Source organism: Pseudomonas sp. URMO17WK12:I6 (assembly GCF_003253625.1).
GTDB lineage: Bacteria > Pseudomonadota > Gammaproteobacteria > Pseudomonadales > Pseudomonadaceae > Aquipseudomonas.
Map to the genome: position 1 here is coordinate 371,454 of NZ_QKYZ01000004.1, position 13,800 is coordinate 385,253.

Sequence of the window (13,800 nt, forward strand, 5' to 3'; positions counted from 1 at the left end):
CCCACGCGTGGGAACGATCAGTGTTCGGTTTCCTGTACCGAATCTTCTTCGATCTCGGGAACAACTTTCCCCTTGGTCTTCAACTCACTGACAATCACCGCCGCCACAATCAACCCCGCCCCAACCAGCGCAATCGCCGGCAAGCGTTCCCCGGCGAGCCGCCCGGCAATCCCGGCCCACACCGGCTCCCCGGCATAGATCAACGTCGCCCGGGTCGGCGAAACACTCTTCTGTGCCCAGTTCATCGCCACCTGGATCGCCGCACTCGCCGCGCCCAGGCCCAAAGCGCTGCACAACAGCAACCACGAGAAGTCGGGAATCACTTCTTGGGTCGGCACCACCATCAGGAACGACAGCACCGACGTCACCGCCAATTGCACCACCGTCACCCGCCGCACGTCGACCTGGCCGGCATAGGTGCTGATCAGAATGATTTCCGCGGCAATCGCCACGGCGCTGATCAATGTAGCGATTTCACCGGGGCTGAAATTGAGCGACGCGCCGGAAGACCCCGACAGCAACATCAACCCGGTAAAGGCCAGCATGATCCCGATGCTCGGCATCAACCCCGGACGACGCCCCAGCACAAGCCATTGCAGCAACGGCACGAACGGCACGTACAGCGCGGTAATAAACGCCGACTGACTGCTGGGAATGCTCTGCAAACCCACGGTCTGCAAGCCATAACCGAGCATGATCGCCACGCCGATAAACGCCCCGGCCTTGAGTTCGAACAGGGTCAGTTCGCGCAGATGGCGCCAGGAGAACAGCGCAACAAGGCTCGCCGCCGCGGCAAAACGCAGGCCGACGAAGAACATTGGCCCGCTGACGGTCATCGCATGCTGCACCAGCAAAAAGGTCCCGCCCCAGACCATGGTAATCAGCACCAGCACGCACTCGGCCTTGCTGAACCGGGAGAAACGGGGGGAAGTATGAGAAGCGTTCATTGACGTCATGACCTTGCGCGCCATCTGAGGGAGACGCACAATGCGCCCGAAGTTGGGCAGTATACTGCGCAACGCCACCCAGTGAGCAATATAGTGCACAAAGATTCCACCCAACGGGCTTCGGTCCTCCAGCACGTCAGCCTGAACGTGCGACGTCTGCGCCACGCCGCCGACATGAGCCAGAGCGCTCTGGCCGAAAAGTCCGGGGTCAGCCGCCGGATGCTGGTGGCCATCGAGGCCGGCGAGAAGAACGTCAGCCTGACCACCCTCGACCGCGTGGCCGAAGCGCTGGACGTGGCCTTCAGCGACCTGATCCAGGCCCCCGACGCTCGCGACCCGAGCCGCATCAACGAACTGGCCTGGGCCGGTACGATCCCGGGCAGTAAAGCGGTGCTGCTGGCCAAAGCCACCGCCACCCGCGAAGTAGAACTCTGGGAATGGCGCCTGGAACCGGGCGAGCATTACCCCTCGGAGCCGGATGCCGAAGGCTACAGCGAACAGCTTTATGTGTTCGAAGGTTGCCTGACCCTGATGCTTGGCGGTCAGCCGCAGAAAATTGCGGCTGGCGAGTTCTTTATGTTTGCCAGTCATCAACCGCATTCTTATCGCAATGATGGGGACGTGGCGGCGCGGTTTGTGCGTAATGTGGTGATTTGACTGTTTACCGGCTAACACTGGATAAACACTTTGCTGTTTTAAAGCTGCAAGTGTTTCTTGAATAATTATTCAACCTGTTGAAATAAAAGAAAACTATATTCAGGTTCGGCTCCTGGAAAACAGTGGGGATGGCATCGAGACGTGCAGGTGAGCTTCCTGATGGCCGAGCAAAATATTAACGTGGCACTCAAGTACGCTTCACAGGCTAGCGTCCGGTGAGTGACTGACACGGGGCGATCCGCACGACTTCTATTCAGGTAAACATTGATCGATGAGAACGCCATGACTGACACCCCAAGCGGACAGGCGACCGACGCCATCCGTCACGCTGACATCCTGATCATCGGTGGCGGCCTGAGTGGCGCGATGCTGGCGGCGCAGTTGTTGCGTTTGCCCGGTCAGCGCCGGGTTCTGGTGATCGAGCCGCGGGCAGAACTGGGCCGTGGCGAAGCCTATAGCGCGGTGGAACTGGGGCATACGCTCAATGGCAACGCGGCGCGGATGAGCGTCGACCCGGACAACGCCGATGACCTGACCCAATGGCTGACCGAACACATCGCCGCCGGTGGCTGGCCGGAGTCGGATGAGCAGCATGTGCCGGTCAGCGAACTGTTTCCGCCGCGCGGGTTGTTTGGCGTTTATGTGCAGCAGCGTCTGGCTGAAGCGCAGGCGGTGGGCGCATTGAAGGGGGCGAGTGTCGAACATGTGCGGGCCGAGGTGGTGGACCTGCAGACCTCTGCCGACTCTGTGCAACTGACCTTGAACGATGGCCAGCGTCTGCAAGGCGCATTCGCGGTGCTAGCTACCGGCATGTTCCCGGCAGCACGCACGCCGCAGACCGAGTCCAGCGGTTTGAATGCGGCTGCACTCGACCCGTGGGATGTGGCCGCCATGCGTCAACTCGATCCGCAGTCGACGGTACTGATCATCGGCTCGGGCCTGACCATGGTCGATGCCGTGGTGTCGCTGGAGCAAGCCGGGCATCGTGGGCCGATCGAAGTCTTTTCCCGTCATGGCCTGCTGCCGCATGTGCGCAGGCAGCCGCCGGCGTGGGTGGATTTTCTCGCCGAGGACCACAGTATTCGCACACCGCGTCAGCTGGTGCGCGAACTGCGCCGGCATTGCCGCGATGCCATCGCTCAGGGCATCGACTGGCAAGCGCCGTTGGATACCGTTCGGGCGCATATCGGGCGGTTGTGGAGTCAGGCGACCGATGTGCAACGCCGGCAATTTGTGCGGCATGTACGGCCATGGTGGGAAAGCCATCACCATCGCTCGCCGCCGCTGAGTGCCGAGTTGGTGGCGCAGCTACACGGGGAAGGGCGGTTGCGGATTCATGCCGCATCGTTCAAGGGGCTCGAGCCTGCGTCGGACGGTGAGGTCAGCATCCGCATTCGTCGTCGTGGTGAGGCGCAAACCTGCGTGGTGCATGGCGCGGCGCTGATCAACTCCAGCGGCATCGAATACGACTGGCGCCGGGTGGCGCGGCCGTTGCCCCAGCAATTGCTCGCTCGCGGGCTGGTGCGTCCGGGGCCATTGGCGTTGGGCATTGCTGCGGCGGTGGATGGCGCGGTACTCAGCGCCGACGGGCAGGTCGCCAGCCGTTTGTTCGCCATGGGGCCGCCGTTGCGCGGCATGTGGTGGGAGAGCACGGCGGTAACTGATGTGGCGAGCCAGGCCAAGTCTCTTGCGGCGCGATTAGTCAGCGATCTGTTGTAGCAGCTGCCGAGCCCGCGAGGCTGCTGCTACGGGCAGGCCAAGTCTCTTGCTCGCGAAGAGGCCAGCCCATCCACCGCAAAATCCACAGTAAGACCAATAAACAGGCGATGTTTAATCGACATCTCCTGATACTCACTCAGACTACACAGCCTTGCGCCGCTGCCTACGACTACGCCAGAATCCGCCGGCTTGTGCGCCTTGAGGCCGGGCTCTATCGTTTCCGGGTCGCTGAAGAATCAGCGATCGGGTTTAGCAGCTCGATGAATATCAAGGCACGTCAGTGTCGCCATTCGCGTTATGGCGGCTATGCGTGGGGCACTTCGGTGCGCCGGGTTCCTTGATCCCTGGTCTGCTAACCCGCGTACAGCCGCCACCTTCTTCGTTTAGCAGCGATAGATGTCGGCTCCACTGATCAAGGAGCTTCATTTATGTTCAAACCAACACCAAATCCTCCGGAAACCGACGACGTTTCCCCCTACGAATCCCTCGATTCGAAAAAACTCCACGAAGCCGCCGACCGCGCCCTCGACCACTACCTCAAACCACCCATCCCCAAAGCCACCAAGCGCAAACTCAGTACCATTTACCATGTGGGTGCGAAGGTCGATAACGAAACCCTGCTGGTCAATGCCTGCGAATCCCTGGCGTCAGCGAGCATGATGCTCAGTGAGTTCGTCGGGTTGATGGACATGCCACATCGCAATGTGATGTTGGGGATTCAATCGGTGGTCATGCTTGGGGAGTTGGCGGTGAACCGGGTGCTGGATAACCTCGATCCTCAGAACTGAGTGACCCATTGTGGCGAGGGAGCTTGTCGGATCGCCGCACCGTCCCGCTCGGCTGCGCAGCAGTCGCAAAACCGGCATATGCGGTGTGCCAGAAAAATGCGGTTGCTGGATTTGGGGTCGCTTCGCAACCCAGCGGGAGCAAGCTCCCTCGCCACAGTGGGCTCCACTGACTCAGTCCCCAAAAACAAGAAACCCCGCATCACGCGGGGTTTCTTGTTTCCGGTGGTTCGGGAAAGCGGGCCATCGCGGGCCTGCTTCCACAGGGTTTCGCGTATCAAGCCACCACTTGGTAACACGGCACATACGCCGCGCCACCCGGCAGTTTCATCCGGTGCTGGGCAACGAAGGCTTTGAGCAAATGGTCCAGCGGCTGCAAGACCTCGGCATCACCGCGAATCTGGTACGGCCCGTGTTCTTCGATCAGGCGGATGCCCTTGTCCTTGACGTTGCCGGCGACGATGCCGGAGAACGCGCGGCGCAGGTTGGCGGCCAGTTCGTGGGGCGGCAGGTTGCGGCTCAGTTGCAGGTTGGCCATGTTGGCGTGGGTCGGGTCGAACGGGCGCTGGAAGCCTTCGTCGATCTTCAGTAGCCAGTTGAAATGGAACGCGTCGTTGCGCTCACGGCGGAACTGTTTGACCGCTTTGAGGCCCTGAGTCATCTGCCGCGCTACTTCGGCCGGGTCGTCGATGATGATCTCGTAGTGCTGCTGCGCTTCTTCACCGAGGGTTGCGCCGACGAAGGCGTGCAGTTGCTCCAGATACGGCGCGGCGCTTTTCGGCCCGGTAAGGACCACCGGGAACGGCAGGTCCTGGTTGTCCGGATGCATCAGGATGCCGAGCAGGTACAGGAACTCTTCGGCCGTGCCCGCGCCACCCGGGAAAATGATGATGCCGTGGCCAACCCGCACGAACGCTTCCAGGCGTTTCTCGATGTCCGGCAGGATCACCAGTTCGTTGACGATCGGGTTCGGTGCTTCGGCGGCGATGATCCCCGGCTCGGTCAAGCCGAGGTAGCGACCGCCGTGGATGCGTTGCTTGGCATGGGCGATGGTCGCGCCTTTCATCGGGCCTTTCATCACGCCAGGGCCGCAACCGGTGCAGATGTCCAGGCTGCGCAGGCCGAGTTCGTGGCCGACTTTCTTGGTGTATTTGTATTCTTCGGTGTTGATCGAGTGGCCGCCCCAGCACACCACGATTTTCGGCTCGACGCCGGGGCGCAGGGTGCGGGCGTTGCGCAGCAGGTGGAAGACGTAGTCGCTGATGCCTTGGGAGGTGCTCAGGTCGATGCTCAAGGCGTCGAGTTCGTTTTCGGTGTAGACGATGTCGCGCAGGGCGCTGAAGAGCATTTCGCGGGTGCTGGCAATCATTTCGCCATCGACGAAAGCGTCGGCGGGGGCGTTCAGCAGTTCCAGGCGTACGCCACGGTCTTGCTGGTGAATGCGGATTTCGAAGTCTTTGTAGGCTTCCAGGATGGTCTTGGCGTTATCGACGTGGGCGCCGGTATTGAGGATGGCCAGGGCGCACTGGCGGAAGAGGGTGTAGGTGATGCCGGATGATGCTTCGCTCAGTTGCTGCACTTCACGCTGGGAGAGCGTTTCCAGGCTGCCTTTAGGGCTGACCGAGGCGTTGATTACATGTCGTTGGGTCATTCAATGATCCTTAAAACGATGTCACCCGCCAGCAACGGCGCATGGCATCCGAATAGTGTGTATCCATGATGAAGATGGCACGAACTGCGCTGTATCGCCATGCTCCCGTTTGACGATGAAAAGATGAAAAGGAGCTCCAGCATAGCTAAATCCTTCGGGGAGGCGATAATGCCTCGCAGTCTTTTTGTCACAGCGCCTTTTACCATCGATGCAAGGAACCCCGTCGCGATGTTCGAAATCCAGCCAATGAATGCCGAAACCTATCGACGCCAGACGCGGCGCAGCACGGTGATCATCGCCCTGATGTTCCTGGCGCTGGCGATGGTGCTGTCGACGGCGGCGGTGACGTTGTTCGGTGAACCCGGTGGCGATAATCTGCGGTTCAACGTGGGGGGTGTGTTTGCCGCATTGTTGCTGACGGTGGCGCTGATGCGCGGCAAGTTCTGGAGGCAGGAGTGGATGGCGCCAGCGGTCTATGGTTGGCAGCTCAAGCGCAGCCTGATGAGCGTCACCAACGTCATGCACCAGGTGACGACGGCGGTGGAGCAGAGCGATCCGAGCGCCATGAAGCTGCTGCGCTTTTATCACTTGGGGCTGAGCCAGATGCACCAGTTGGACGGCAATTCCAGCGACCAGAGTCAGCTGGCCCGAGAGATGGACCAGCACAAGGCACGGATGGAAGCGTTGGGCATCGATACCGAACAGAGGCGATTGAATCCGGCCTGGTTTGAGGCGATCAAACAGACGCCGATGTAGCGATTACGATCGCTGGCAATGAGCGTTTTTGTGCAAATCACCTATCGTATCGGTATCGGGTTGTAATGGTTTGAGCGCCGGTCACGGCTGGCTGGCGCTAAAAGGGCGAACGGGAAAATTCGCCATGTCATAAGGGATTCAGGGAGCGTCATGGGGCATCCGTCCGTCAAAGATCGTATTGAACACACCCGGTTCGCCACGCCTTGGGTGCCCGAGCCGGTTGAGACAACGCTCAAGGTTCGATACGCGGTTTCTCTGCTGATTTCGGTGTGCCTGTCCTTGATGGCCATTGTGATCGGTGAAAGCTGGAACTCGCGTCAGTACCATCTGCGTGAGAGCGAAGTGGCGATGTCCAACCTGGCGCAAACCCTGGCCTCGCAGGCGCAGGCATCGATCAAACAGGCCGACACGCTACTGTTCTCCCTGGTGGACCGCCTCGAAATCGATGGCATGCAACCGGAAAAATTTCCCCGACTGCAACGTTTGCTCCAGGCTCAGCGCAGTGAGTTGGTACAGATCCATGGGCTGTTCGTGTTCGATGAAGAAGGACGCTGGCTCGCCAACGCCATTAACGTCATACCGCCCAATGCCAATAATTCCGACCGTGAATATTTCATCTACCACCGTGATCATCCCGACCGCGGCCCTCATATCGGTCCGTCGATAAAAAGTCGCTCGACCGGTGAGTGGATCATGACCGTGTCACGCCGGATCAATCACCCTGATGGCCGGTTTGCCGGCGTGGTGGTGGCTTCGATCTACCTCAAGCATTTCCTGGATTTGTACAACAGCATCGACATGGGCAATAACGGCGTGATCAACCTGATCTCCGATGACGCCACCATCGTCGTTCGGCGCCCGTTCAACGAAGCCGATATCGGCACCAGTGTTGCCAAAGGGCCGCTGTTTACCCAGCTGTTGCCCAAGGGCGATTCCGGTACGGCAACGGTCAGGTCCTTTGTCGACGGGGTGGTGCGGGTCGTGGGGTTTCGACGGGTCGAGGGGTATCCGCTTGTCGTCTTTGCCGGGCTCGACAAGGATGAAGTCCTGGCCAGTTGGCGGCAGGAATCAATATTCAGTGCGGGCATCGTCCTGTTGCTGCTGGGGTTTCTGGGGGCTCTCGGTTATCGCCTGATCCGCCTCATGAAGCAGCAGAATCATATTCAGAACAATCTGTTGGAGACTCAGGACAAACTCATTGAGGTCAACCGCAGCCTGGAGTTGCTGGCGCTGGAGGATGCACTGACCGGGCTTTCCAACCGGCGTCAATTCGACCTGTTCATTCTCGCGGAAATGGGCCGCGCCAGGCGTAGCCAGACCCATCTTGCGCTGTTGATGATCGATGTCGACCACTTCAAGAACTTCAATGATCACTACGGTCATTTGGCGGGCGATGAGTGTTTGCGCAAAATCAGCACGATCATCACCGAAAACATCAAGCGCCCCGGCGATCTCGCGGCTCGCTTCGGTGGTGAGGAGTTTACGGTGGTGCTGCCCGGTACCGACTACGTGGGGGCGTTTCTGGTAGCAGAAAACATCCGCCGTGCGGTTCAGCAGGCCGGCATCAAACACGTTGAGGGTGTGGAGGGCGTGGTCACGGTCAGCGTGGGTGTCTGCGCCTACGACCCGGCCTCGCAAGCCCAGCCCGACGACATTGTCGGCGCCGCGGACAAGGCGCTGTATGTGGCCAAGGCCAGTGGCCGGAACATGAGTGTTATCGCCAACTGAGTTCAACCGGACCGGTGGTTACTGCCTGAACGGGTCGGATGCTTCCATTGCCGGAACAGCCGCGCATAGATCAGCACGTTGAGCGCCAACACCACGCTGCCCAGTGCCAGTTGAATCGTGGGCGTCAGCCCGGCCGGGTAAATAATCGGCCACACGTAATGCTCGATAAAACCGCCACCGTAACCGGTTTGCCCGGCCGCGTGGCGCATGCGGTTTTCCCATTCGGTGAGTGGGCACGCCAGGTGGAAGATTTCCACGATCACACCCCATGCAGCGGCGGGCAGGTGCCACCAGATCAGGTGGCGCCATTTGAGCACCAGCAGCCCGCCGAACAGCACGAACAGAATGAACAACAAGTGAGACAGCACCAGCCCGTCGGCGGCGATTCGGTAAAGCATGTCGATTCCCTGACGTGTTGGGTGAATCGCTCCATGGTACTCGGGCTGGACGCTTGTGCTCTATCGATTGCCGCCTTCAAGCGCTGTCAGTACTTCTTTCAAACGCACCGTCGTGCTTTCACTGCTGCGTTGCATCGGCGCTCGCAGCTCGTCGCGGATAAATCCTTCAAGGGCCAGGGCAGTTTTCACCGGGGCGGGATTGGGCTCGATGAACAGGCTGTGGATCAGTGGCAGCAACTGGAAGAAGGTCGTTCGGCCGGCCGCTAAGCGGTTGTCGCGAAGCTGTTGATACAGCGTCACGAACAGCTCGGGATGAACATGGGCCGAGGCGGCAATTGCGCCTTTGGCCCCCAGGCATAGCGCGCCGAAGATCTGATTATCTTCGCCGCACAGCACGTCGACGTTACCGCTGGAGAGCAGTGCCAAGGTGTTGGCTGGGTTGCCGCCGCAGTCCTTGATCGCGACGATCCGCTCATGGGCGACGATCCGGAGCAGGGTCGCCTGCTCGAAGGCTATGCCGGTGCGATAGGGGATGTCGTAGAGAATAATCGGGGCGCTGGACGCATCGGCGACGGTCTTGAAAAAGGCTTCGAGGCCGGCCTGGGAAGGGCGGATGTAGTAGGGCGGCGGCACCAGCAAGCCCGCCAGGGGACGCTTCAGGATTTCGCTTTGAAATTGCAGCAACTCGGTGAGGTTGTTGCCGGCCAGGCCCATGACCACGCGTTCTGGTGGAACCTGTTCCAGCACCGCATCGAGCACCGCCAGTTGTTCATGTTTGGCCAGCGCCGCGGCTTCCCCGGTGGTGCCGCAGACCACTATGCCATCGACGCCTTTTTCCAGCAGATGACTGACCAGCCGCCGCAATCCGGCAAAGTCGATCGCACCGTTGTGAAACGGCGTAACGATGGGAACCCAGATACCTTGAAACGATGACATGCACTTTCTCCTGAAGGTTGACCGATTTCGTCACCGTCAGAAGCGTAGAAGGAAGTCAGCAAGAGGAGGGGTGTCCGTCGCGCTCAATGTCCTGTCAGCTCATCTGACGGGACAGCGCGCCCCGGTCACATGAGCGACTGTTTCTTCGATTTAGGGGCGTGCGCAACGCAACCTTGCGCCTTGGCAATCAAGCCAATGACGACAGTGTTGAGGTTGAAGGTTGCGGACATGGTTGCTTACACCCTGAATGAGGCGCCCAGTTTTAAAAGCCGACGGGGTATTTGTCAATCGTGAAGTCGTTGCAAGTGCGCAAGATTGTTCAAGCCATCGGCCATGACTGCTGGCACAGTCTGAAGACTTTTCCTGGTTGTAGAGCGTTATGTCCAACTCATTCATGCCGCGTACTGCATTCCTTCGTGGCGCCGCGGCCATCATGCCGTTGTCCCTGGCGACCGCGCCCTGGGGATTGCTGGCCGGTTCCATGGCCATCGAGGCCAACCTCACGCCCCTGCAAGGCCAGGGGCTGTCGAGCATCGTGTTTGCCGGCGCGGCGCAATTGGTCGCTATCGGCATGCTCAAGGGCGGCGCCGGGGTCTTTTCGATTCTGTTGACCACATTGCTGCTGACCTCCCAGCATTTGCTGTACGGAATGAGCATGCGTTCGGTGATTTCCCCGTTGCCGGGCCGCTGGCGTATCGGGCTGGGCTTTTTGCTCACCGACGAGTTGTTCGCCCTGACCAGCCAGCATGACAAACAGCAGTTCAACCGCTGGTACGCCCTCGGCGTGGGCCTGACGTTTTACATCGCATGGAACCTCTTCACCCTGGCGGGCATTGTGCTGGGCAGCAGCATTCCGGGCCTCGAACACCTGGGGCTGGATTTCTCCATCGCCGCGACGTTTATCGCCTTGATCACGCCGGTGGTGCGCAACGTTCCGACGGTGGTCTGCGTGGCGGTCTCGCTGTTCTGTTCGGTGCTGTTCAGCTATTGGCAATGGGGCTCGGCGCTGGTGCTGTCGGGGTTGGCGGGCATGACGGCGGGCTTTATCTGCAACAAACTCTACGTGGGGCGCACATGATGGTCTGGGCTGTGATTATCGGGATGGGCCTGCTGGTGTTCCTGAACCGCTACGTCTTTCTCGAACCTCGGCTGCCGGTGCGCTTGAGCAGCAATGCCCGGCAGTTCCTCGGTTTTGCGGTGCCGGGCATGCTCACCGCGATCTGCGGGCCGATTGTGTTCATGCCCGACAAACAGTTGAACCTGCAGTGGGACAACCCCTACCTGATCAGTTCGCTGGTGGCCGTGGGCCTGGTGCTTTACACCCGCAATACTCTGCTCAGCATGTTGTTGAGCATGGGCTTTTTCTTTTTGCTGCGCTGGTGGCTCTGAGTCGTCCGAGGCGAAACTGTTCTACGCTTAACGGATGATCCCTTGAGGACGGGAGGTGGACATGGCCACTGAACCAAAGCGTCCGGACCTGGATGATGAGACCGATGAACCGACGGAGGAAGAAATCGAGCGGCAGAAGCGTTCGACGCCGGACTGGAAGCACCCCGACGACGGCAAAGAGCTGTCGGACCGCGACCAGGAACACCCGCTGAAGCCCTGATCGGTTTGCACATCCCCAAAGCCCCGCCAATTGATGGCGGGGCTTTTTAGTTCTTGTAGCTTGAAATGCAATCACCTGGGGAGCAGGCGCTGGAACCAAACACTGTGTACCCTTATCCAACCTCGGCTCGCAGCGATTGGCGGGTCGGTCGAAGGATGAATGGGCGAGGGGTTTTTGCCATTAAACGTGACGGTCGCAAGGTCTGGCCCAAGGCAAAACATGAAGCAGTTGATCAAGGTTCTATCCGTATTCGCCATCGCCGTCGGCCTGTTTGGCTGCATCGCCGCGCCCATTGAGATGACGCCGCAGACGCAACAGCGTCTGCAAGCGCAGGCGCCGATCCGCTTTCTGCTGACCTTCGACGACGGGCCCAGCGCGTCCGGTTTTTACAACCCGACCGCCACTGTACTCGACAGCCTGGCGCACAATCCGCTGCAACCGGACATCAAAGCCGTGTTCTTCGTGCAGACCCGCGCCTCGGGCGCCGGCGGCAGTGACGTGGGGCGCCAACTCATGCGGCGCGAACAGGCCGAAGGGCATCTACTGGGCTTTCACACGGCCACTCCCCACCACACCAACCATCGCTCCCTGGAGCCGGAACAACTGGAACAGTCGCTGACCAACGGCAGCGCAGACATCGCTGCGATCACTGGCGCCTCGCCGATTCTGGTGCGTCCGCCGTTCTGGAATTATGACAAGCGCACTTTCGCGGCCTATCAGCAGCACGGCATGCATGTACTGCTGACCGACCTGAGCGCCAATGACGGCAAGATCTGGGGCTTCAACGCCAGCCCTCGGCGGCGGGCCAATATGCTGCGGCAGCTGTCCGAAGTCCGCGAGCGCATCGCCCTTGGCGAGTTGCCGACGGTGGACGGGGTGATCCCGGTGGTGGTGACCTTTCACGACCTCAACCGCTACACCGCCCGGCATGCCCGCGAATACCTGCAAATCCTCCTCGACAGTGCCAACGCCACCGGTCTGGCCATGGCGCAAAAACCGTTTTACGACGACACGGCAGCGCTACAGCGGGCGGCCATGGCGCGCACCGTCAAGCAGAGTTCCGAGCCTGTTCGTTTGCCGGGGATCTGGAATTGGATATGGGATGGGGATGCTCACTGAACCCGCTGGCGCATTGCGCAAGCTGAACTAATCTCAGTGGATCCAATCGGAAAACCGTCCATGGAGGGGCGTCTGTCATGGTTCCTATTGAGCAGCTTTGCCAGATTGTCGAGTCCGGCTTCAAGCCGCTCTCCTGCGAATGCACCGTGAACCATGATGAAACCTTGCGGATCAAGGTTTTCGATCAGAGCACCGGGCGGATTGAGTTGTTGATCACCGGCGTATCCCCCGACAAACTGATCAGTGTTCGCGATATTTCCAACCTGATTGGCGAACTTCGTACAGAAATGCGTGCCGGTCGCCGAGCGTTCGCCGGTGTCGTGGCCTAACCGCGACTTCTTGTAGCAGCTGCCGAAGGCTGCGTTCGGCTGCGTAGCAGTCGTAAAATCGGAGATCGCGATACATCAGGCAGACCGCATTAGCCGGATTCACGACCGCTACGCAGCCTCGCTGGGGCTCGACAGCTGCTACGGATTGCATTTACGGCTCAACTGTCGCGCGGCAGCAGTTCATCAATCATCTGTAAGCAATGATTCAACCCCGGCGACACATCGCCCACGCGCCTGCTGAGAATAATCGGCGAGATCGCGTTGTCTTCCAGCACTGGAGTGAAGCCAATGTCGTCGCGGTGCAGCAACTGCACCGAGGCCGGTACCAGCGTCACCCCGATTCCCGCCCCCACCAGACCAATCGCCGTTTGCAGCTCGTTGGTCCATTGCGCCACCTTGATGTGCACGCCACTGGCTTCGAACAATGCGATCACGTGGTCGGCGTAACTCGGGCGCGGGTTGCCGGGATAGAGCACAAAGGGTTCCTTGGCCAGTTCCCGAAGGCTGATGGGCCTGGCGAGGAGCGGGTGGCCGGCGGGGAGGGCGGCCACCAGTCGGTCTTCGGTGAGCACGGTCTGCAGAATGGCCGGGTCGTCGATGCGGATGCGCCCGAAGCCGATATCGATACGCCCGGCCTTGAGCGCCTGCACCTGTTGCAACGTGGTCATTTCCGAGAGCCCCAATTCCAGCGCCAGAGGCTCGCCGCTGCGCAACCGGCGAATCAGTTCCGGCAGCACGCCATAGAGGGTCGAGGGCGCAAAGCCGATGCCCAGCCAGGTCTTTTCGCCCAGGCCGATCCGCCGCGTGTTGTCGCAGACCTTGCCCAGTTGTTCGAGCAGGGCGGTGGAGTGTTCATGGAAAAAACGCCCGGCGTCGGTCAGCTTCAACGGTCGGCCGCGCTCCAGCAGCAGTACCCCGAGTTCGTCTTCCAGCTGCTGGATCTGCCGGCTCAGCGGCGGTTGGGCGATGTGCAGCAGTTCAGCGGCGCGGGTGAAGTTGAGGGTTTGAGCCAACACCTGAAAATATCGCAGGTGACGCAGTTCCATGGGGCCTCCGGACGTCGATCTGTTAAATACCTTTAAGGTATCGAGTCAGACCAATTCTATATTGGCTTCCCGAAAAAAGCCGTACCAGAATCGGTTCCAGAACTTTAAGAACCTGACGGG

The 13,800-nt window shown here is 60.1% G+C and carries 15 protein-coding genes and 1 pseudogene; 11 read left to right on the forward strand and 5 right to left on the reverse strand.

Annotated elements, in window-relative coordinates; genetic code table 11:
- Window positions 1-17 precede the first annotated feature (17 nt).
- A complete protein-coding gene (locus tag F475_RS10025) occupies window positions 18-1,046 on the reverse strand; it encodes a DMT family transporter (RefSeq protein WP_111453832.1) in 1,029 nt (342 codons plus the stop codon).
- Between F475_RS10025 and F475_RS10030 the strand changes: the two genes are divergently transcribed.
- The 4 genes and pseudogenes from F475_RS10030 to F475_RS10045 all read left to right on the forward strand — a co-directional run bounded on the left by F475_RS10030 (window position 1,041) and on the right by F475_RS10045 (window position 4,111).
- Window positions 1,041-1,604 carry a helix-turn-helix domain-containing protein gene (locus F475_RS10030; protein WP_018928010.1) on the forward strand — a complete coding sequence of 188 codons (564 nt, stop codon included), beginning with the start codon at window positions 1,041-1,043 and terminating at the stop codon, window positions 1,602-1,604. The two genes, F475_RS10025 and F475_RS10030, sit on opposite strands and share 6 nt — an antisense overlap.
- Before the next feature lie 132 nt (window positions 1,605-1,736).
- Window positions 1,737-1,827: pseudogene (locus tag F475_RS31010) on the forward strand (ABC transporter ATP-binding protein); the annotation flags it as partial.
- A 59-nt stretch (window positions 1,828-1,886) separates the two neighbouring features.
- Window positions 1,887-3,323: an FAD/NAD(P)-binding protein gene (locus F475_RS10040; RefSeq protein ID WP_111453833.1), complete on the forward strand. Its 1,437-nt coding sequence runs from the start codon at window positions 1,887-1,889 to the stop codon at window positions 3,321-3,323.
- A gap of 428 nt (window positions 3,324-3,751) precedes the next feature.
- Window positions 3,752-4,111 carry a DUF6124 family protein gene (locus tag F475_RS10045; RefSeq protein ID WP_111453834.1) on the forward strand — a complete coding sequence of 120 codons (360 nt, stop codon included), beginning with the start codon at window positions 3,752-3,754 and terminating at the stop codon, window positions 4,109-4,111.
- Between the two features lie 274 nt (window positions 4,112-4,385).
- On the opposite strand, the gene ppnN is transcribed toward F475_RS10045, so the two are convergent.
- Window positions 4,386-5,759: a nucleotide 5'-monophosphate nucleosidase PpnN gene (gene ppnN / locus F475_RS10050; RefSeq protein ID WP_018928007.1), complete on the reverse strand. Its 1,374-nt coding sequence runs from the start codon at window positions 5,757-5,759 to the stop codon at window positions 4,386-4,388.
- A gap of 228 nt (window positions 5,760-5,987) precedes the next feature.
- Between ppnN and F475_RS10055 the strand changes: the two genes are divergently transcribed.
- Window positions 5,988-6,515 carry a DUF3087 domain-containing protein gene (locus F475_RS10055; protein ID WP_111453835.1) on the forward strand — a complete coding sequence of 176 codons (528 nt, stop codon included), beginning with the start codon at window positions 5,988-5,990 and terminating at the stop codon, window positions 6,513-6,515.
- Window positions 6,516-6,665: 150 nt separating this feature from the next.
- Complete coding sequence (locus F475_RS10060) at window positions 6,666-8,243, forward strand: sensor domain-containing diguanylate cyclase (protein ID WP_111453836.1); 1,578 nt, start codon at window positions 6,666-6,668, stop codon at window positions 8,241-8,243.
- Window positions 8,244-8,245: 2 nt separating this feature from the next.
- Here F475_RS10060 and F475_RS10065 read toward each other — a convergent pair whose 3' ends face one another.
- Both F475_RS10065 and dapA read right to left on the reverse strand, forming a co-directional pair.
- Window positions 8,246-8,641 (reverse strand): DUF2784 domain-containing protein, encoded by a 396-nt coding sequence (locus F475_RS10065; protein ID WP_111453837.1) that lies wholly within the window; start codon window positions 8,639-8,641, stop codon window positions 8,246-8,248.
- 60 nt (window positions 8,642-8,701) lie between these two features.
- Window positions 8,702-9,577 (reverse strand): 4-hydroxy-tetrahydrodipicolinate synthase, encoded by an 876-nt coding sequence (gene dapA / locus F475_RS10070; protein WP_111453838.1) that lies wholly within the window; start codon window positions 9,575-9,577, stop codon window positions 8,702-8,704.
- A 379-nt stretch (window positions 9,578-9,956) separates the two neighbouring features.
- Here dapA and F475_RS10075 point away from each other — a divergent pair, with 379 nt between their 5' ends.
- The 5 genes from F475_RS10075 (at window position 9,957) to F475_RS10090 (ending at window position 12,634) form a co-directional block, all read left to right on the forward strand.
- Window positions 9,957-10,655 (forward strand): AzlC family ABC transporter permease, encoded by a 699-nt coding sequence (locus tag F475_RS10075; RefSeq protein WP_018928001.1) that lies wholly within the window; start codon window positions 9,957-9,959, stop codon window positions 10,653-10,655.
- A complete protein-coding gene (locus F475_RS10080) occupies window positions 10,655-10,966 on the forward strand; it encodes an AzlD domain-containing protein (protein WP_162830927.1) in 312 nt (103 codons plus the stop codon). Before F475_RS10075 ends, F475_RS10080 begins: the two co-directional genes overlap by 1 nt.
- Window positions 10,967-11,027: 61 nt before the next feature.
- The gene (locus tag F475_RS30445) at window positions 11,028-11,186 is read left to right on the forward strand and encodes a hypothetical protein (RefSeq protein ID WP_018927999.1); all 159 of its coding nucleotides are present in this window, start codon (window positions 11,028-11,030) and stop codon (window positions 11,184-11,186) included.
- 219 nt (window positions 11,187-11,405) lie between these two features.
- The gene (locus F475_RS10085) at window positions 11,406-12,305 is read left to right on the forward strand and encodes a polysaccharide deacetylase family protein (protein ID WP_064617047.1); all 900 of its coding nucleotides are present in this window, start codon (window positions 11,406-11,408) and stop codon (window positions 12,303-12,305) included.
- 77 nt (window positions 12,306-12,382) lie between these two features.
- Window positions 12,383-12,634, forward strand: coding sequence for a DUF1652 domain-containing protein (locus F475_RS10090; protein WP_111453839.1), 252 nt, complete (start codon window positions 12,383-12,385; stop codon window positions 12,632-12,634).
- Between the two features lie 158 nt (window positions 12,635-12,792).
- Here the strand turns inward: F475_RS10090 and F475_RS10100 are convergent, their stop codons facing one another.
- On the reverse strand, window positions 12,793-13,680 hold the full coding sequence (locus F475_RS10100) for a LysR family transcriptional regulator (protein ID WP_111453841.1): 888 nt from the start codon (window positions 13,678-13,680) through the stop codon (window positions 12,793-12,795).
- Window positions 13,681-13,800: the final 120 nt, after the last annotated feature.